The sequence below is a fragment of the Pseudomonas extremorientalis genome (genome assembly GCF_001870465.1).
GTDB lineage: Bacteria > Pseudomonadota > Gammaproteobacteria > Pseudomonadales > Pseudomonadaceae > Aquipseudomonas > Aquipseudomonas extremorientalis.
In genome coordinates, this window is the sequence record NZ_MDGK01000063.1 from 208,579 (window position 1) to 226,972 (window position 18,394).

An 18,394-nucleotide genomic window follows, 5' to 3' on the forward strand; every position below is an offset into this window, starting at 1 on the left:
GAAGCTCCGTTTTAGGCGCGACGTTAAGTCGCAGAAGGCGGACGAACATGCAGAGATTAGCATCTGTGGATGACAGAAAAACCAAACTGCCATCACCTTTTTCAGGAAATCTGCTTTGTTTGACGTCAAAAACCCGTTTCCCGGCCCCTGGATACAATGTAACGATCGGGGCACTGACGCAGGCCGTCGGGCGTTATACTCTGCGGCTAAATTTTGAAATCGACATACAAGGACTCGCCCATGAAAGCGTTCGGCAAAATCCTGGGTCTGGTACTTCTCGGGCTGTTGCTGATCATTGTGGCCCTGGGCTTCGCCCTGACCCACCTCTTCGATCCCAACGACTATAAAGATGAGATCCGCCAGATTGCCCGCGACAAGGCCCACATCGAGCTGACGCTCAATGGCGATATCGGCTGGAGCCTGTTCCCCTGGCTCGGGCTGGAACTGCACGAAGCCAGCGTGGCGACCCTGACCAACCCGACCAAACCGTTCGCCGACTTGCAGATGCTCGGCCTGTCGGTACGGGTTTTACCGCTGCTGCGTCGTGAAGTGCAGATGAGCGATGTGCGTGTCGAAGGCCTCAACCTGCGCCTGAACCGCGACAAACAAGGCCATGGCGATTGGGAAGACATCGGCAAGAGCGCCAATGAGCCGAGCTCCAGCGCACCCGCTGCCGCGGAACAGGCCGCCGAGCCCGAGCCGGAGAAACCCTCGAAACCTATCCGGCTGGACATCGACAGCCTGACCATCAACAACGCCCGCATCGAATACAACGACGAGCAGACCGGCAAGCAGTTCAGCGCCGAAAGCATCCAGCTGAGCGCCGGCGCCGTGCACGAAGGCGCCAGTATTCCGGTGAAGCTCACTGCCTTCTTCGGCACCAACCAGCCGGTGATGCGCGTCAAGACCGAACTCAACGGCAACCTGCGCATCCAGCGCGCCCTCAAGCGTTATCAGCTGGAAGACATGAAGATCACCGGCGAAGCCACGGGCGAACCGCTGCAAGGCAAGACCGTGACCTTCTCCACCCAGGGCCAACTGCTGGTGGACCAGGCGGCCAATATCGCCGAATGGACCAACCTGAAGCTCTCGGCCAACCAGTTGCGCGCCTTGGGCGAGCTTAAGGTCAACGACCTGGACAAGACCCCGCAGCTCAGCGGCGCCCTGTCCATTGCCCAGTTCGACCTGGCCAAGTTCCTCGACAGCGTCGGCCACCCCCTGCCACCGATGGCCGAGGGCAGCCTGAGCAAGGTCGAACTGGTCAGCCGCCTCAAGGGCACCCCGACCAGCCTGGCGCTGGAAGACCTGAACCTGAAACTCGACGGCAGCACCTTCACCGGTCGCCTGGCGGTGGACGATTTCGCCAAACAGTCCCTGCGTGTGCAGCTCAAGGGCGATACATTCAACGCCGACAACTACCTGCCGGCCAAGTCCGAATCCGCCAAGGGTGCAAGCGCCGCACGCCAGGCCGAGGTGCAGAACAGCGAAGCCGGTGCCATGGCCGCCGGCGGCACCACGCCATTGCCCGACGCCCCGACCAAGGGAGCCTGGAGCACCGACAAGCTGCTGCCATTGACGCGCCTGCGCACGCTGGACGTGGATGCCGACCTCGCCTTCGGTCAACTGACCCTGAGCAAATTGCCGATCCAGAATGCAGCGCTCAAAGCGTCCGGCCTCGACGGCCAACTCAAGCTCGACACCTTGAGCGGCGGTCTCTACAACGGCACCTTCCAGGCCAACGGCAGCCTCGATGTGCGTCAGGATATTCCGGTGCTGGCGCTGCAAAGCCGGATCAAGCAGGTGCCGGTCGAGCGCATCCTGCAGGCCCAAGGGCAGAACCCGCCGGTGAAGGGCCAGATCACCCTGGACAGCAACCTCACAGGCCGCGGCAACAGCCAGAAAGCCCTGATCGACAGCCTCAACGGCACCGCCAGTTTCGTGATCAACAACGGCGTGCTGCTCAACGCCAACCTTGAGCAACAACTGTGCACCGGCATTGCCCTGCTCAACCGCAAGACGCTGAGCAGCACGCCGCCAGGCAAGGACACGCCGTTCCAGGAGCTGAAAGGCAACCTGACCTTGCGTAACGGTGTGGCCAGCAACCCTGACCTGAAAGTGCGCATCCCGGGCCTGACCGTCAACGGTAACGGTGATGTGGACTTGCGCGTGCTGGGCATGGACTACCGCGTCGGCATCATTGTCGAGGGCGACCAGCGCGAAACGCCGGACCCTGCCTGCCAGGTCGGCTCCAACTTCCAGGGCATCGAAGTGCCGCTGCGCTGCCGTGGCCCGCTGGAGCTGGGCGCCAAGGCCTGCCGCCTGGACAAGGACGGCTTGACCCAGGTCGCCATCAAGGCGGCCGGCAACAAGCTCAGCGACAAGCTGGAAGAGAAGCTCGACAAGGTGAACCCGCAGTTGAAAGATGCATTGAAGGGCCTGTTCAAGCGATGAGAAACGAGCAGTTTTCAGAGGCCGTGCTCAATTGGTACGACCGCCACGGTCGCCATGACCTGCCCTGGCAACAGGGCATCACGCCTTATCGGGTGTGGGTCTCGGAGATCATGCTGCAGCAGACCCAGGTCAGCACGGTGCTCAATTACTTCGACCGCTTCATGGCGTCATTGCCAACGGTCGAAGCCTTGGCCGCCGCGCCGGAAGATGAAGTGCTGCACCTGTGGACCGGCCTGGGTTACTACACCCGGGCGCGCAACCTGCAAAAGACCGCGAAGATTGTCGTGGCCGAGTACGGTGGCGAGTTTCCCAGGGATGTCGAAAAGCTCACCGAGCTGCCCGGTATCGGCCTGTCCACCGCCGGCGCGATTGCCAGCCTGAGCATGGGCCTGCGTGCGCCAATCCTCGACGGCAACGTCAAGCGTGTGCTGGCGCGGTTTACCGCACAGGAGGGCTACCCCGGCGAACCCAAGGTGGCCAAGCAGCTGTGGGCCACCGCAGAGCGCTTCACGCCCCAGACCCGCGTCAACGCCTACACCCAGGCGATGATGGACATGGGCGCCACCCTCTGCACCCGCAGCAAACCCAGTTGCCTGCTGTGCCCGCTGGAAAAACATTGCGAAGCCCACATGCTCGGCCTGGAGACGCGCTATCCGATCCCCAAGCCGCGCAAGACCATCCCGCAAAAGCGCACGCTGATGCCGATGCTGGCGAATGCCGAGGGCGCGATCCTGCTTTACCGTCGTCCTTCCACCGGGCTGTGGGGCGGCCTGTGGAGTTTGCCGGAGCTGGATGACCTGCAAGACCTGGAACACCTGGCCCACCAGCATGCGCTGGAACTGGGCAACCAACAGGCGCTGCCGGGGTTGATCCACACCTTCAGCCACTTCCAGCTCGCCATCGAACCCTGGTTGATCCAGGTCGAGGAAACCGCCCATCACGTGGCCGAGGCCGACTGGCTCTGGTATAACCTCGCCACCCCGCCGCGCCTGGGCCTTGCCGCCCCGGTAAAAAAACTGCTGAAACGCGCGGCCGACGTATTGAATGCAGGAGTGTCGTCATGACCCGCACCATCATGTGCCGCAAGTACAAAGAAGAATTGCCCGGCCTGGAACGCCCTCCGTATCCAGGCGCCAAGGGCCAGGACATTTTCGAACATGTCTCGGCCAAAGCCTGGGGCGACTGGTTGAAACACCAAACCCTGCTGATCAACGAAAAACGCCTGAACATGATGAACGCCGAAGATCGCAAATACCTGGCGGGCGAGATGGACAAGTTCTTTTCCGGCGAGGAATACGCCAAGGCCGACGGCTACGTGCCGCCTGCTCAATAATTGATCAAAAACCGGGGCCGGCACGTAAGCGACGGTAATAATTAAATATTTTTCGAAAACTTGCTTGACGACCCCCTGAAAAACCCGTTTAATGCGCCCCGTTGCCCAGATAGCTCAGTCGGTAGAGCAGGGGATTGAAAATCCCCGTGTCGGCGGTTCGATTCCGTCTCTGGGCACCACTATTCAGTTTCAAGTGGTGCAAACGTCATTTGAAACACACAAAAACCCGCCTAGTGCGGGTTTTTTGTTGTCTGTCGTTTATTGCGTTGTCCAGGGGCGGCCTACGCCACCCCGAAACGAACGACCTCTATTACTTCAACAAGAACACCATCAGCGGATTGTCGTTCAGCCGCCCTTCAAACCTTGGCGCCTGCTTCTCCAGAGGCGTTCCTTGCAGCAACGCGGTTTCCTTGCGCGACACAATTGCCCAGGCGGGTCGAGGCAAAGTTCCCAGTCGCTCAATTTCGCTGCCTTCGATAAAGATCGGTTGCTCATCATGGTCAAGGTTCATCATGTAGCGCACCGCCCAAGTGTCTCGGCCGAGATTGATAAACACCAGCGGCCCCGGTTGCGCGGCACGCAACGCCTCCACCTGGCCGACAAACTTCCGGGTATCGAACTGCATATCCTTGGAGGGCTCCACCACAGTGACCAACACCACCCACTGCGCCATCAACGCGATCAGGCTGAGCCACACCAACCGCCCTCCGCGATGCCAGGCGATCAGCGCCGCCACCTGCAGCACCACCAGCCCGCCAATCAGCAGCGGCAGTGAAACAGCCGGCCAGTAACCGTGCTTCTGCCAGCCATGCCGACACACAAAGATCGCAACCACGCACAACGCCGGCAGCGCGACGACAAGCGCTTCGTAGCAGCGGCGCACGCCCGTGAGCCAGCCTTGCGCCTGGAGCAGCCCATAGGCCGCGACAGCCGCGAACATCGGCACCATGGGCAGGATGTAATAAGCGCGCTTGAAGTGCGGTATCGACAGCCCGAGCAAGATCATCAAGCCGCAGGCACCCAGCCGCGCGACCAGTTGCATGTCGCCCTCAAACCGCTCGGGCCAGCGATGACGCAGGGCAATCATCGTGGCCAGCGCCAATGGCACCACCGGGAAATAGCGGTACAGACTCAACTGGAAATAGAAGTAGAACGGCTCGCCGGCTTCATCCAGGCGTCCGCCGACCTGCATCTTGAACACCTCATCGGCAAACGCGTCGCCCCCACTGATGCGCGCCAGCTTCACCAACAGCCACCAACAGGCTGCCAGCAGCACCACGCCGACGATGCCGTGAATCAGCACCTGTTTCACACGCTCGCCAGGCTTGGCCAGTGCCCAATACACACACACCACACCACAGACCTCGATCAACCCCAATGGCCCGCGTATCGCAAAACCCAGGACAAACAGCGGGAACACCGCAAGCCGCCTCCTGCGTCCGCCGCTGTGCAGCAGGTAGAAACTGCCTACACAGAGCAACGCCACCATCTGGTCCAGGCATACCGAGCGGGACTTTTCGAGCAGTTGGGTGGTGAGCAACGTCAGCAGCACCGTGAGCAGTGCCCACGGCCGGCTCGCAGGCACCAGCAAGCGATAGACCACCGCGACTACGCCAGCAGAAGCCAGGGCGGTCGGCAGGATATTCGCCAGATGGTTGGGCGCACCGAACAGCCTGGCAAATACATAACTGAAGAAGGTCGCGGTGCCGGGATAATCCGCGTAGGGCTGGCCATAGGTGGTCGGGAAAAAGCTCACGCCATGGCGAAACATCTCTTGCAGGAACAGCGCCCATCGGCCATCAAACCCTTGGGGCTGTTGATCCCAGATGCCCAGGGTGAACAACAATAGAGCGAAGAGGAAAATCCCTGAGGATTCCAGGCGAAAACGGTTGCGGTGATCCATCGGTTGACCTGTCAGGTAAGGGGCGCCGACTTATGGTGCCGACCGCCCTGCTGAATAGCGCCTGAACAGACTGGAAGATTTGTGCGTCTACCGACCTGCGGGCCACACCCACTTCGGGATCAGCCGCACATAAATCAACTCCCCGGCCAGTTCGACCAGGGTTTGCAGGATCACCGCCGTCGCCGCCAACCCGCGCACATCCTCGGGAAGGGCCAGCGCCAAGGGCAGCACCACCAACGAATTGCGCGTCGATGCGCTGAATGTTACCGCCCGTGCCGTTGCGGCCGGGAGCGCAAACAGCCGCGACGCCAGCGCACCCATCAACGGCGCCAACAGCAGAAAGCCGATATACACCGGAATCACCGGCAACAGCAGGTTGATATCCCGCACCACGGAAGTGATTTGCGAACCGATCACCACAAACAACACCAGCGCCATCGCCGGCACGGGCAGCCACGCCCAGGCGCTGCTCCACGCGTTGACGACAGATGATCGCCGCGCCAGGGAAGTCGTGAGCACTGCCAGAATCATCGGCATCACAATCAACGACAGGAATGCTTCGACAAATGGTCCCACCTCCACCACGACCTCAGACTGCGGCCCCAGCATCAACCCCAAGTACAACGGCAACAGCGCCAACTGCAGCAGCAACAGCACCGGCGTCGCCGCCAGCATCAGCCGCGAATCGCCCTTGCCGATATGCGTAAACACCACCACGTAGTCGATGCAAGGCGTCAGCAACACCAACAACGCCCCCACCAGCAACGCCGGGCGCCCGACCAGGCTTTGGGTCAGCGCCCACACCAGCAAGGGCACCAGGATGAAGTTGGCCAGCAGCAATGCCGACAGGAAGCGCTTGTTACCCAAGCCTTGACGCAGGTCCAGAAACGGTATTTGCAGGAACATCGCGTACATCAGCACGGCGATGGCGGGGGTGACCAGTGCGCTGAGATCGTGGGCGAATGAAAGGGGAAGCAGACCGAAAACGACGGCCAGAAACACAGTGACGAGGTAGATCGGAATCTGGTTGTGTTCGAGGGCATCGCGGGTCATAAGATGGTCTAGTCGAATCGAAAGAGTGCAAGGTTATGCATCTACCGGCTCCAGGTCGAGCGACGCAAGCAGGCGATCCAATCCGTCATTTGATAAACCACCAAATGACAGCGCAAGTGCTGGCAAACTGAGCAATTGTTTCTAAAAAAACAAGAAACCGATCGAGGTCGAGAAACCAATGAATTTGAACGACGCCTCTTTACCATTGCCTCCAGCCCCGTCTGCACGCGATCACAGCGAACCCTTCAAGGAACCCGCCGCCGACGGCCATATCCTGGGCGGCTTCGCCTGGCGCCATATCAGGACCGATCCCACACGCCCGGTGGTGATCATCAACGCCGCCACCTCCGTACGCTGCCGCCACTACGCTCGCTTCGCCGACTACCTGTTCGCCAACGGCTTCGATGTCCTCACCTACGACTACCGTGGCATCGGCGAATCCCGCAACGGCTCGCTGCGCCACTTCAAGGCCTCGTGGTCGGATTGGGGCGTGCTGGATTTCGAGGCGATGCTCACGCGTGCGCAACGGGAGTTCCCAGGGCAGCCGATTGACGTAGTCGGCCACAGCTTTGGCGGTTGCGCGGCAGGACTCGCGGCGTCGGGTGCTGTTATTCGACGGATCGTCACGGTGGGCGCACAGTTCGCCTACTGGCGCGATTACGCACCGAGCGGACGCTGGCGCATGTTTGCCAAATGGCATGTGGTAATGCCGCTGCTGACGGCACTGTGCGGATACTTCCCCGGCAAGCGCCTGGGCTGGCTGGAAGATACGCCAGCCGGCGTAGTGCGCGACTGGAGCATGCCGACGCCCCGATATGAAACACGCCCCAGCGGTCGAGCGCTGGGCAACCTGCCCTTCAGCCGCGTGAAGGCGCAGATACTGGCGATCAGCATCACGGATGACCCCTTCGGCACCGTGGCGGCCATCGAGCGGTTGCTGGGTTATTTTGACGGCAGCGAGCGTACGCACCTGCGCATAGCGCCGGAAGATATCGGCGAAAACCAGGTCGGGCATTTCGCCTTTTTCCGCAGCGAATATCAGGACCGTTTATGGCCGATTGCATTGGCGTGGCTTCAAAACGGTCAATTGGCCGCAGATACCCTTGGGATTTCCCCCAACCTGCGCTTCAATACTCCCCCCGATCCAGAACCCTAGGACGCCAACCCCATGGCCTCGCCGAACAAGCAGCAAAAACGCGCCCACCGGGCAAAGGCCAAGGCCAAGCAGAACCGCACCCAGCGCGCCGTCGCGACCAAACCGGATGCGTTTGCCGGCGATGACAGCCGCATTGACTTGGAGTCGGTGGATTTGACGGAGATGTTTGTCGAGATGCGCACTGCAGGCGAAACCAGCCAGCAGGCGTTGTGCACGGCATTCCTGGCGCACCCGTTGTTGGCGCTGGTGCTGGAGCAGGAAGGTGAAGAGCAAGCCACCGATTTCATCCTGGCGGCGCTGATCGAGTATCGACAGTGGGCGACGGATACCGATGATGAGGCGGCTGCATTGGCGTGGATCGAGTCGCCGCAGTTCCAGGCCGATTACGTCGCGGCGTCTCAGGCGCTGATCACCCCGGAAGCCTGACGCGAAAACAAAGTGGGAGGGGCTTGCCCCTCCCACATTGGGTCAGTTAAGTACCGCAGCCCCCACTCGCTGCGCCTTGCGGCGACTCGCCACCAGCAGGCCCGCCGCCACTACCAGCAAGCTCAGCACACCGGTCGCAATGATCTCGACCCGATGCGCTTCCTGGAACAGCATGATGGTCAACGTCCCCACGATGAACACCATCACCGCGTAGGTCAGGCCAGGGAACAGCCACATCTTGAAGACAATCTTCTCGCCCGCCGCCGTGCGCTTCTGGCGCATGCGCAGTTGCGATACTGCGATCACCAGGTACACCAGCAGCGCGATGGCGCCGGAGCTGGCCAGCAGGAACTCGAACACCGCCGCCGGGGCCACGTAGTTGGCGAAGACCGCCAGGAACGCCGCACCGGTGGACAACAACACCGCCCAGTAGGGCGTGCCGCTCTTGTTGGTACGCTTGGCCACGGCCGGTGCATCACCGCGACGGCCCAGGGAGAACAGCATGCGCGAAGCGGTATACAGCGCCGAGTTCAAGCAACTGGTCACGGCCACCAGTACCACCAGGTCGACGATCAGCTTGGCATTCGGGATACCCATGCGTTCCAGCACGGTCTGGTAGGAACCCACGGCCGCGAGGGTCGGATCGTTCCAAGGCACCAGGGACACCACGATGAAGATCGACAGCAGGTAGAACAAACCAATCCGCCAGATCACCGAGTTGGTGGCCTTGGTGATTTGCTGACCTGGGTTCTTCGATTCAGCGGCGGCGATGGTGACGATCTCGGTACCCATGAACGAGAACATGGTGGTCAGGATCGCAGCCAGTACGGCGCCCATGCCGTTTGGCATAAAGCCCTGGGTATCGAACAGATGGGAAACACCGCTGACCTGGCTGGTCGGCAGGAAACCGAAAATCGCGGCCAGGCCAAGGATCACAAAGCCTACGATCGCCACGACCTTGATCAACGCGAACCAGAACTCGAACTCGCCGTAGTTCTTCACGCTGAACAGGTTGGTCGCCGTCAGCAGCAGGGTGATGATCAGGGTAAAGGCCCAGATAGCCACATCCGGGAACCAGGCATGCAGGATGGTCGCGGCGGCGTTGGCTTCCAACGGAATCACCAAGACCCAGAACCACCAGTACAACCAGCCGATGGTGAAGCCGGCCCAATGGCCAATCGCACGGTCGGCATAAGTGGAGAACGAACCGGTGTCCGGCGACGCCACGGCCATTTCGGCCAGCATGCGCATCACCAATACCACCAGCGTGCCCGCTGCGGCATACGCCAGCAGTACGGCCGGGCCGGCGGCAGCAATCGCGTGGCCGGAGCCTACAAACAGACCGGCACCGATGACGCCGGCAATCGACAGCATGGTGACGTGACGCGGTTTGAGCCCCTGTTCGAGGTCATTGGAGCTTTGCGTACTACTCATTGACACACCTTTGCGAGGAATTGCGAAAACGGTCCACCCGGCCCGGGATCTTTCTCGTGAAAAGAAACCAACAGGGCGTTCTTTATTTTTTACGCAAGATTTGCGCCAAAATGTTACAGAGCCACGATTGACGCGGGCTGTAGGTCGATTCAACAACCACCGCAAGTCATTGAGAACAATGGCATTCCGCTATAGCGTTACCGTGCGACTCACATTCAAGACGAATAAACGCACCATAAACACACACAAAAAGTACGTGACGCTCCATAAAAGGGCTGATAAGCACCGTTTGCCCGGTTAACCCTTCCAACACCCGGCCAAAGCTGGCACCATCGCGCCCTTTTTTACGCAAAGCCTGCGGTTTTCCGGGTTCAAACGGTTGTTCGGTTGTTGATGGCGCGACACGCTGCTGTGCCGATGCGACACCCCGCCGCACACCATCGGTTTACCGCCGGCCGCGCTGTTGGCTGCCATCAGGACGCTATGCTAGCTTGGCGCCTCGCCAGGAAGGCGGCCCAACAGCAGGATTGCAACGAACACAATGAGGACCCCACATGGCCGAGGCCACGCCCGCGCTTGAAATCCGCAACTTGCATAAACGCTATGGTGAGCTGGAGGTACTCAAAGGTATCTCGCTGACCGCTCGCGACGGCGATGTGATCTCGATCCTGGGTTCCTCCGGTTCCGGCAAGTCCACCTTCCTGCGCTGCATCAACCTGCTGGAAAACCCGCACCAGGGCCAGATCCTGGTGGCCGGCGAAGAACTCAAGCTCAAGGCCGCGAAAAACGGCGAACTGATGGCCGCCGACGGCAAGCAGATCAACCGCCTGCGCAGCGAAATCGGTTTTGTGTTTCAAAACTTTAACCTGTGGCCGCACATGAGCATCCTCGACAACATCATCGAGGCCCCGCGCCGCGTGCTCGGCCAAAGCAAGGCCGAAGCCATCGAAGTCGCCGAAGCGCTGCTGGACAAGGTCGGCATTGCCGACAAGCGCCACGCCTACCCCGCGCAATTGTCCGGCGGCCAGCAACAACGGGCCGCCATCGCGCGCACCCTGGCGATGCAGCCCAAGGTCATCCTGTTCGACGAGCCCACTTCCGCGCTTGACCCGGAAATGGTTCAGGAAGTACTTAATGTGATCCGCGCGCTGGCCGAAGAAGGCCGCACCATGCTGCTGGTCACCCATGAAATGGGCTTCGCCCGTCAGGTGTCCAGTGAAGTGGTGTTCCTCCACCAGGGCCTGGTCGAAGAGCAAGGATCGCCACAGCAGGTGTTTGAAAACCCGCTTTCGGCGCGCTGCAAACAATTCATGTCCAGCAACCGCTAACGGAGCAACATGCATGCAGAACTATAAAAAATTCCTTCTGGCCGCGGCCGTCTCGATGGCGTTCAGCGCCACGGCCATGGCAGAAACCTTGAAAATGGGGATTGAAGCGGCCTACCCGCCGTTCAACAACAAAGACGCGAGCGGCAACGTGGTCGGCTTCGACAAAGACATCGGCGACGCCCTGTGCGCCAAGATGAAAGTCGAGAAGTGCGAAGTGTATGTGTCCGACTGGGACGGCATCATCCCGGCCCTGAACGCCAAGAAGTTCGACTTCCTGGTGTCCTCGCTGTCGATCACCGACGAGCGCAAGCAGGCCGTCGACTTCACCGACCCGTACTACTCCAACAAGCTGCAATTCATCGCGCCTAAAGCCACCGCCGACTTCAAGACTGACGCGGCGTACCTGAAAGGCAAGGTCATCGGTGCACAACGCGCGACGCTGGCCGGGACCTACCTGGAAGACAAGCTGCCTGAAACCGAAGCCAAGCTGTACGACACCCAGGAAAACGCCTACCTCGACCTGACCTCCGGTCGCCTGGATGGCATCCTCGCCGACAAGTACGTGCAGTACGAATGGCTCAAGAGCAAAGACGGTTCGGCCTACGAGTTCAAGGGCGACCCGGTTGTAGAAAGCGACAAGATCGGTATCGCCGTACGCAAGGGCGACCCACTGCGCGAGCGCCTGAACAAAGCCCTGGCAGAGATCAAGGCAGACGGCACCTACAAGAAGATCAACGACAAGTACTTCCCTTTCAGCATCGAATGATCTGAACGGTATGCCCGACGCGCTCACCTGAGCGCGTCGGCTTTTTGCAATGCCTGCCGCGATATGAAAACACCATGAATTTCGATCTCTACGGATTCGGCCCGGCGCTTGCCGCCGGCGCGCTGATGACCGTCAAACTGGCGCTCACGGCCCTGTGCCTGGGGTTGGTGCTCGGCCTTGCCGGGGCCTTGGCCAAGACTTCGCCGTACAAGCCGCTGCAATGGGTGGGCGGTGCGTATTCGACCATCGTGCGTGGCATTCCCGAATTGCTGTGGGTGCTGCTGATTTACTTCGGCACGGTCAACCTGATGCGTGCCCTCGGTGAGTTCTTCGGCAACCCCGACCTTTCCCTGAGTGCCTTCGCCGCCGGGGTCATTGCCCTGGGCCTGTGCTTTGGCGCCTACGCGACCGAAGTGTTCCGTGGCGCGATCCTCGCCATTCCCAAGGGCCACCGTGAAGCGGGTGTAGCCTTGGGGCTGTCGAAGTTCCGGATCTTCACCCGGCTGATCATGCCGCAGATGTGGCGCATCGCCCTGCCGGGCCTGGGCAACCTGTTCATGATCCTGATGAAGGACACCGCCCTCGTATCGGTGATCGGCCTGGAAGAAATCATGCGCCATGCGCAGATCGGCGTGACTGTCACCAAGCAGCCCTTCACCTTCTTCATGGTCGCCGCCTTCATGTACCTGGGCCTCACCGTGCTGGCCATGACCGGCATGCACTTCCTGGAAAAACGCGCCGCCCGCGGCTTTGCAAGGAGCACCCAATGAGCGGCGACTACAGCTGGCTGGCGCATTTCGACCTGGGCCTGAACTGGGCCGTGATCATCAAGTGGCTGCCCAAGTTGGCCCAGGGCGCCATCATGACCCTGGAGCTGGTGGCCATTGCGGTGATCGCCGGCCTGTTGCTGGCGATCCCGCTGGGCATCGCCCGTTCCTCGCGCCGCTGGTACGTCAGCGCCCTGCCCTACGCCTATATTTTCTTCTTTCGTGGCACGCCGCTCCTGGTGCAGTTGTTCCTGGTGTACTACGGCCTGGCGCAGTTCGATTCAGTGCGCGCGAGCTTCATGTGGCCCTACCTGCGTGATCCCTTCTGGTGCGCCACCGCCACCATGACCCTGCACACCGCCGCCTACATCGCCGAGATCCTGCGCGGCGCCATCCAGGCCATCCCGCCCGGCGAGATCGAAGCGGCGCGAGCCCTGGGCATGTCCAGGCCGAAGACGCTGTTCTACATCATCCTGCCGCGTGCCTCGCGCATCGGCCTGCCGGCGTACAGCAACGAAGTGATCCTGATGCTCAAGGCCAGCGCCCTGGCCAGTACCGTTACCCTGCTGGAATTGACCGGCATGGCACGGACCATCATTGCCCGTACCTACTTGCCGGTAGAGATTTTCTTCGCTGCGGGCCTGTTCTACCTGTTGATGGCCTACGTGCTGGTACGCGCCTTCAAACTGCTGGAACGCTGGCTGCGCGTCGATGCCTGCCAAGGACGTTGAGGCACGCTTCCAGGCGCTGGATGCGTTCCTGATCGAGCACCAAGGGCTGTGGAAACCACGGCCCTTTACTCATCTGCACTTGCCCTGGAAAACCCAGCACCCCGAACTCGCCCAGTGGCTGCGGCAACGCTCGCTGGACGATGCCGAAACCTGTCACAACCACCCCCATGACCTGCCGGCACCGGCGCCTTTTGCGCAGCTCGCCGCGCAAGCTCGCGCGCTCAGTGCTGTGGATAAGTTACCGACGCAGCCCCTGGCTCCCGCCCGCCATCGCCTGAATGTCGATGTTCCAGGTCGCAAGTGGGAACAGATTGAAGCCTTCGGCAGTACGCTGCAGTTTGCGCAAGCCCCCACCCACTGGCTGGACTGGTGTTCAGGCAAGGGCCACCTGGGTCGCCGGCTGTTGCAAGCCGATCAGGCCCTGACCTGCCTGGAATACGACCCGGCACTGATCGCGGCAGGTCAGGCCTTGAGCGATCACCATGGCCTGCCCGCCACCCATCGCCTGCAAGACGTGATGGCCGATGTGGCGATCCACGCCGAACACACCCCCGTCGCCCTGCACGCCTGTGGCGACCTGCATGTGCGCCTGCTGCAACTGGCCAGCGCGGTCGGCTGCAAGCAGCTGGCGCTGGCGCCATGCTGCTACAACCGCATCACTGCCGACACCTACCAGCCACTGTCCAACGCAGGCCGTGCTTCAACCCTGCAACTGTCCATCGATGACCTCGGCCTGCCGCTGAGCGAAACCGTCACCGCTGGCAAACGCGTGCGCTTGCAACGCGATACGTCCATGGCACGGCGCCTGGGTTTCGACCAACTGCAACGCGAACTGCGCGGCCTCGACGAATACCTGCCCACACCGTCCCTGCCTGCCCGTTGGCTGGACAAGTCCTTCGCCGATTACTGCCGGGAGCTGGCGAACCTCAAAGGGTTATCCACAGGTGAACAGGATTGGGCGGCGCTGGAGGCCCACGGCTGGCGCCGCCTGGCTGAGGTGAGAAACCTGGAATTGGTGCGTGGTCTGTTTCGGCGCCCGCTTGAGGTTTGGCTGGTGCTGGATCGGGCGTTGTTTCTCGGTGAGAACGGCTACAAGGTCGACGTAGGCACCTTCTGCGATCCTGCACTGACGCCGCGCAACTTGATGGTGCTTGCCGAGCGCGATTAGAGGGCAAAATTGTCGCAGTGCAGCCTGTGGATAACTCTGTTGATGGATTCTTTACGGAGCCTGTAGGCATCTGCGCTACAGGCCAAAAGCCGTACTGGTCATTTTTTGTTCACAAAATAAAATGCACGCAAAACAGGCAGTTGCAGCGTGATGAGAAACGCTCCACAAAATGGCTGTTGGGTGACAGGTGCATCCAACCGATTGTGCATAAGCATCTGGGGTCAAGCGTATAACCAGCGCTTTATGCTCGGGTGTTTGGCGCCTTCAGCAGTTGGCAAAGATCGTTGATATCGTCACCCGCCAGGCCCTTCTCTGCGCTCTCCACCGGGTCGTCACCAAAAGCCAGCGCTTCATGGATCCGCATGTCGCGATGCACCTGCAGCGCCTCTTTCCCCAGCCTCTGGGTAAAGGCCTCGATCATGTCCAGGCAGAAAGCATTCCTTTCATCCACTTGGTTGATAACCACGTGCACGCGAGGCGCGTGTTCACTTTCAAGGTGCGGGGCAAGCAGTGCATCCAGATGGTCGAGGGTGCCCAGGCATGCAGCGTCTGCCTGCACAATGACCAGCACCACATCGGCGACACTCAGCGCTTGATGGAAGTAGATGTTGTTACCGGCAGGTGTGTCGATGATCACTGTCTGTCGCGCACTCAAGTCGAGGGCTGCCAGGTGTTGAGCCAGCCAGCGCGGCTCCTGCTTGAGCCAGCGCTCCAGGCTTTCCTGCTGTGGGATGTCGATTTCGCCAAAGGGGATTACCTGGCAGCCGGCGAAGCTGAGCTGTTGAAGCGGGTTCCATGGCCCATGTTCCAGGCTGGTACGCCCGATGCCCGGCAACGCCGGACTCACGCCGAAGTGAAGATGCAAGGCGTTCTGCGGGTCCAGGTCCAGGGCCACGACGGACTCGCCCTGACGCTGCAGACCACTGCTCAAGGCAGTGGCCAGGGTACTGCGGCCGACGCCGCCATTGATCGACACCAGCGCCACCACTTTTGGCTTGAGGGGCACGGTGTCTGCGTCCTGGCTGACGGCACCATCATCCGCGCGGGGAATACTGCCGAAGAAATGCATCCGCGCCTCCCTGCCGCGCTCATCCTGGCAGATGTCCTTGCCGAGCAAGGCTAAAAGACCATTGGTAATGCTCATAGCTGACCCCTCATCACGGCGAAGCCCAAAGACGTGAAAAGGTCAGCTGATACGACTGCTTACCGCAGGTCTTTTTGTGGTCGCCCTAGTGCAAGCCAGTCTGCTTCAGGCACGCAAAAGTGTCATTATTCTGATGAGGAAGCTGTCTATTTTTTAGACAAACGGCAAATAGTCAAATTACTGACCAACCGTGATCGCATCGTAGGGCGTTTGCAGGTCCCGCTCCGGAATCTCCCAAATCAATAACTTGGGCGGTGTTTGCTTGAAGGCCGGGCTTTCGAAATAGGCCTTGGCCGCCCCCGAGAACTCGCCCCCGTCCTTGCTGAAATTGCCGACCGGCGCATTCAGGGCTTTTTGCAGGAAGCCGACGAAGTTGGAGTTGCGCGAAAACGAGGTGCCGATCAGCGCCACATTGGGCAGGCCAGCGTCGCCAAACAGGTCGTCGGCATTGCTGGTCGCGCCGCCGGTTTCATGGGCGCTGCTGGCCGCGACCCACTCCCCCGGCGGCTGCAACGTGGGCGGCAACCAATCCAGACCGGCCAGGCGCACCAGGTCTCCCGGGCGTACGGCGAGCGGCGCCTGGGTGATATCGAACGTCTGCTCCGGCGTGGCCTTGATGCCCCGCTGCTGGATGCGCTGCGCGAGCGCCTGTGCGCCGGCGTTGGAACCGATTTCGCTCCAGTGGGTATCGGTACGCAGGTAGGCTTCGGCGCCCAGGGGTTTCAAAGTGTCGGTCAGGTCCAGCGCGGAAACGCCGGCAGCTTGCAGCCGTTTGGTCCAGTCCTGAATGCGGCCGTCGAGCACCGCCGGGCGGTACAGGCCACAGCGTTCGGCAGCGGCGATGCGGCTCTTGTCCGGCACCACCACCACTTGCAGGTCGATGCCTTTTTGACCCAGTTGTTTTTGCAGGTCGATCACCGCCTGGGCCTTGGTCTGGGCATTGGCCTCGGCATGCCGGTTGATGCGCAGTTCATCACTGATAAACAGCCAGCCCGGGCAACCTCGCCGTACCCGCGGCCCGGTGTCACCGAACGCCAGCCAGCTGCCGCCGCGCTCCAGGTTGGCGGCCTGGATTGCCATCGGTGCCTTGGCCAGTTCCTTGGCAAAACGGTGGGTCAGGTCGCCGTGCAGCAGCATGTCGCTGTCGACCTTGGCCGGCACATAGCTGATCGGTCCCTTCACCATCAGCCAGGCGCATGACAACAGCCCCGCCGCCAGGAAGGGCACCAGCACCCAGGCCGCCAGGGGGCTGGTGCGAACGGCCAGTTCACTCGGAGGCGTCGGCGCGGTAGGAGCAGGCATGATCGGGCGTCCTTAGAACTGAAAGTACAGAAACGGTACGGCGTCACGGCTGGCGATCAGCGCGAACGACAACACAAACCCGGCCACCGGCCACAGCGAAGCCGCCAGCACAAACCACGGTTGGGTGCCGAAGCGCTGTTCACAACGCACCTGCCAGATTGGCGCGATGATGCAGACCAGGCCCAACAGCGCGGCCATGCCATGGGCCGGGCGCATGGCCACGGCCATCGCGTCACCCAAGGCCATGCCATGCAGGCCGAACTGGCCGGCGTACATGGTCAGTGCCGAGTGGAAGTCCGGCGCACGGAACAAGGTCCAGGCCAGGCACACAAACAGCAAGGTCAGGACGTGCGACAACACCGGCGGAATGCTCGGCAGGCTCGATCGCGACCAGGCCCGGTCGACACACAGCGCCACGCCATGGGCCGAACCCCACAACAGGTAGTTCCAGCTGTCGCCGCCGTGCCACAACCCGGCAATCGCCATGGTCAGGAACAGGTTGCGATAGGTGCGCCACACGCCGTCGCGGTTCCCGCCCAGGGCGATGTACAGGTAGTCGCGCAACCAGCTGGACAACGACAAGTGCCAGCGCCGCCAGAAATCCTGGATGCTGCTGGCCAGGTACGGCCGATTGAAGTTTTCCGGGAAGTGGAAGCCCAGCATCAGGCCCAGGCCGATGGCCATGGCGCTGTAGCCGGCGAAGTCGAAGAACAGTTGCAGCGAATACGCCAGGCAACCGATCCAGGCGTCCACCAGGCTGGGGTGTTCCAGGTGGAAGGCGATGTCCACCAGCGGCGACAGGGTGTCGGCCACCAGCACTTTCATGCCCATGCCGATCATGAAGCGCCGCGCGCCCAGGGAGAAATTCGCCCAGTTGAAATACCGCTGGTTCAGCTCGCGGCGAACCCAGTCGTAACGGATGATCGGGCCGGCAATCGAGTGCCCGAACATCGAGATATAGGTGGCGTAGTTGATGAAACTGCGTTCCACCGGCACCGTATGCCGGTGCACATCCACCAGGTAGGAAATCGCCTGCAATACTATGAACGACAAGCCGGCCGGCAAGGCCACACGCTGCCAGTCCAGCGGCATCGCGCCGTACCAGGTGATCACCTCGCTCACCGTGCCGGCGACGATGTTGGCGTACTTGTACCAACACAGCACCGCCGTGTTGAACACGATCAATGCGATCAACAGGCGCACCCGGCCTTTGCCGTCCTCACGGGAGCGGTCCACCAGCAAGCCGCCGACCCATGCCACCACGGTCAACACCATGTGCAGCAACAGGAACAACGGGCTCAACCAGCCGTAGAACAGCCAGCTGCCGATCAACAGGATGACATTGCGCCAGCTCGGACGAGCCAGCGCGTAGATCAACAGGAAGGCCGGCAGGAACAGCGTGAGGAATTCGAGTGAGGCAAAGACCATGGTG

16 protein-coding genes and 1 tRNA gene are annotated in these 18,394 nt (G+C 61.2%); 11 read left to right on the plus strand and 6 right to left on the minus strand.

Annotated elements, in window-relative coordinates; genetic code table 11:
* Window positions 1-240: 240 nt before the first annotated feature.
* The 4 genes from BFN10_RS27925 to BFN10_RS27940 all read left to right on the plus strand — a co-directional run bounded on the left by BFN10_RS27925 (window position 241) and on the right by BFN10_RS27940 (window position 3,963).
* On the plus strand, window positions 241-2,451 hold the full coding sequence (locus tag BFN10_RS27925; protein ID WP_071492429.1) for an AsmA family protein: 2,211 nt from the start codon (window positions 241-243) through the stop codon (window positions 2,449-2,451).
* Entirely contained in the window at window positions 2,448-3,515 is a 1,068-nt protein-coding gene (gene mutY / locus BFN10_RS27930) for an A/G-specific adenine glycosylase (RefSeq protein ID WP_071492430.1), read from the plus strand. The genes BFN10_RS27925 and mutY overlap by 4 nt, the downstream gene beginning before the upstream one ends.
* Complete coding sequence (locus BFN10_RS27935; protein ID WP_028615361.1) at window positions 3,512-3,784, plus strand: oxidative damage protection protein; 273 nt, start codon at window positions 3,512-3,514, stop codon at window positions 3,782-3,784. The genes mutY and BFN10_RS27935 overlap by 4 nt, the downstream gene beginning before the upstream one ends.
* A 103-nt stretch (window positions 3,785-3,887) precedes the next feature.
* Window positions 3,888-3,963: transfer RNA gene (locus tag BFN10_RS27940), tRNA-Phe, on the plus strand.
* Window positions 3,964-4,094: 131 nt separating this feature from the next.
* Here the strand turns inward: BFN10_RS27940 and BFN10_RS27945 are convergent.
* Together BFN10_RS27945 and BFN10_RS27950 are read right to left on the minus strand one after the other, a co-directional pair.
* The gene (locus tag BFN10_RS27945; RefSeq protein ID WP_071492431.1) at window positions 4,095-5,687 is read right to left on the minus strand and encodes an ArnT family glycosyltransferase; all 1,593 of its coding nucleotides are present in this window, start codon (window positions 5,685-5,687) and stop codon (window positions 4,095-4,097) included.
* An 87-nt stretch (window positions 5,688-5,774) separates the two neighbouring features.
* Window positions 5,775-6,740, minus strand: coding sequence for an arsenic resistance protein (locus BFN10_RS27950; protein ID WP_071492432.1), 966 nt, complete (start codon window positions 6,738-6,740; stop codon window positions 5,775-5,777).
* 178 nt (window positions 6,741-6,918) lie between these two features.
* On the opposite strand from BFN10_RS27950, the gene BFN10_RS27955 reads away from it, so the two are divergent.
* Window positions 6,919-7,896, plus strand: coding sequence for an alpha/beta hydrolase family protein (locus BFN10_RS27955; RefSeq protein ID WP_071492433.1), 978 nt, complete (start codon window positions 6,919-6,921; stop codon window positions 7,894-7,896).
* Window positions 7,897-7,908: 12 nt separating this feature from the next.
* On the plus strand, window positions 7,909-8,322 hold the full coding sequence (locus BFN10_RS27960; protein WP_071492434.1) for a hypothetical protein: 414 nt from the start codon (window positions 7,909-7,911) through the stop codon (window positions 8,320-8,322).
* 42 nt (window positions 8,323-8,364) lie between these two features.
* On the opposite strand, the gene gabP is transcribed toward BFN10_RS27960, so the two are convergent.
* A complete protein-coding gene (gene gabP, locus BFN10_RS27965; RefSeq protein WP_071492435.1) occupies window positions 8,365-9,756 on the minus strand; it encodes a GABA permease in 1,392 nt (463 codons plus the stop codon).
* A 554-nt stretch (window positions 9,757-10,310) separates the two neighbouring features.
* On the opposite strand from gabP, the gene BFN10_RS27970 reads away from it, so the two are divergent.
* The 5 genes from BFN10_RS27970 (at window position 10,311) to BFN10_RS27990 (ending at window position 14,516) form a co-directional block, all read left to right on the plus strand.
* Complete coding sequence (locus BFN10_RS27970) at window positions 10,311-11,084, plus strand: ABC transporter ATP-binding protein (RefSeq protein WP_012721734.1); 774 nt, start codon at window positions 10,311-10,313, stop codon at window positions 11,082-11,084.
* A 13-nt stretch (window positions 11,085-11,097) separates the two neighbouring features.
* A complete protein-coding gene (locus tag BFN10_RS27975) occupies window positions 11,098-11,850 on the plus strand; it encodes an ABC transporter substrate-binding protein (RefSeq protein WP_071492436.1) in 753 nt (250 codons plus the stop codon).
* 74 nt (window positions 11,851-11,924) lie between these two features.
* Window positions 11,925-12,620 carry an ABC transporter permease gene (locus tag BFN10_RS27980; RefSeq protein WP_016979103.1) on the plus strand — a complete coding sequence of 232 codons (696 nt, stop codon included), beginning with the start codon at window positions 11,925-11,927 and terminating at the stop codon, window positions 12,618-12,620.
* A gap of 38 nt (window positions 12,621-12,658) precedes the next feature.
* On the plus strand, window positions 12,659-13,348 hold the full coding sequence (locus BFN10_RS27985; RefSeq protein ID WP_071492538.1) for an ABC transporter permease: 690 nt from the start codon (window positions 12,659-12,661) through the stop codon (window positions 13,346-13,348).
* Window positions 13,329-14,516, plus strand: a complete 1,188-nt coding sequence (locus BFN10_RS27990) for a methyltransferase (protein WP_071492437.1) — start codon at window positions 13,329-13,331, stop codon at window positions 14,514-14,516. Before BFN10_RS27985 ends, BFN10_RS27990 begins: the two co-directional genes overlap by 20 nt.
* A gap of 241 nt (window positions 14,517-14,757) precedes the next feature.
* Here the strand turns inward: BFN10_RS27990 and bcsQ are convergent, their stop codons facing one another.
* From bcsQ to BFN10_RS28005, 3 genes are all read right to left on the minus strand, one after another.
* On the minus strand, window positions 14,758-15,660 hold the full coding sequence (gene bcsQ, locus BFN10_RS27995; RefSeq protein ID WP_071492438.1) for a cellulose biosynthesis protein BcsQ: 903 nt from the start codon (window positions 15,658-15,660) through the stop codon (window positions 14,758-14,760).
* Between the two features lie 177 nt (window positions 15,661-15,837).
* On the minus strand, window positions 15,838-16,962 hold the full coding sequence (locus BFN10_RS28000; RefSeq protein ID WP_071492439.1) for an alginate O-acetyltransferase AlgX-related protein: 1,125 nt from the start codon (window positions 16,960-16,962) through the stop codon (window positions 15,838-15,840).
* A 12-nt stretch (window positions 16,963-16,974) separates the two neighbouring features.
* Window positions 16,975-18,390 carry an MBOAT family O-acyltransferase gene (locus tag BFN10_RS28005; protein WP_071492440.1) on the minus strand — a complete coding sequence of 472 codons (1,416 nt, stop codon included), beginning with the start codon at window positions 18,388-18,390 and terminating at the stop codon, window positions 16,975-16,977.
* Window positions 18,391-18,394: the final 4 nt, after the last annotated feature.

What these genes read in the sequence shown, in the direction of transcription:
- BFN10_RS27925 (WP_071492429.1), top strand. Translation starts at nt 241, where the DNA reads ATGAAAGCGTTCGGCAAAATCCTGGGTCTGGTACTTCTCGGGCTGTTG.
- mutY (WP_071492430.1), top strand. Translation starts at nt 2,448, where the DNA reads ATGAGAAACGAGCAGTTTTCAGAGGCCGTGCTCAATTGGTACGACCGC.
- BFN10_RS27935 (WP_028615361.1), top strand. Translation starts at nt 3,512, where the DNA reads ATGACCCGCACCATCATGTGCCGCAAGTACAAAGAAGAATTGCCCGGC.
- BFN10_RS27945 (WP_071492431.1), bottom strand. Translation starts at nt 5,687, where the DNA reads ATGGATCACCGCAACCGTTTTCGCCTGGAATCCTCAGGGATTTTCCTC.
- BFN10_RS27950 (WP_071492432.1), bottom strand. Translation starts at nt 6,740, where the DNA reads ATGACCCGCGATGCCCTCGAACACAACCAGATTCCGATCTACCTCGTC.
- BFN10_RS27955 (WP_071492433.1), top strand. Translation starts at nt 6,919, where the DNA reads ATGAATTTGAACGACGCCTCTTTACCATTGCCTCCAGCCCCGTCTGCA.
- BFN10_RS27960 (WP_071492434.1), top strand. Translation starts at nt 7,909, where the DNA reads ATGGCCTCGCCGAACAAGCAGCAAAAACGCGCCCACCGGGCAAAGGCC.
- gabP (WP_071492435.1), bottom strand. Translation starts at nt 9,756, where the DNA reads ATGAGTAGTACGCAAAGCTCCAATGACCTCGAACAGGGGCTCAAACCG.
- BFN10_RS27970 (WP_012721734.1), top strand. Translation starts at nt 10,311, where the DNA reads ATGGCCGAGGCCACGCCCGCGCTTGAAATCCGCAACTTGCATAAACGC.
- BFN10_RS27975 (WP_071492436.1), top strand. Translation starts at nt 11,098, where the DNA reads ATGCAGAACTATAAAAAATTCCTTCTGGCCGCGGCCGTCTCGATGGCG.
- BFN10_RS27980 (WP_016979103.1), top strand. Translation starts at nt 11,925, where the DNA reads ATGAATTTCGATCTCTACGGATTCGGCCCGGCGCTTGCCGCCGGCGCG.
- BFN10_RS27990 (WP_071492437.1), top strand. Translation starts at nt 13,329, where the DNA reads ATGCCTGCCAAGGACGTTGAGGCACGCTTCCAGGCGCTGGATGCGTTC.
- bcsQ (WP_071492438.1), bottom strand. Translation starts at nt 15,660, where the DNA reads ATGAGCATTACCAATGGTCTTTTAGCCTTGCTCGGCAAGGACATCTGC.
- BFN10_RS28000 (WP_071492439.1), bottom strand. Translation starts at nt 16,962, where the DNA reads ATGCCTGCTCCTACCGCGCCGACGCCTCCGAGTGAACTGGCCGTTCGC.
- BFN10_RS28005 (WP_071492440.1), bottom strand. Translation starts at nt 18,390, where the DNA reads ATGGTCTTTGCCTCACTCGAATTCCTCACGCTGTTCCTGCCGGCCTTC.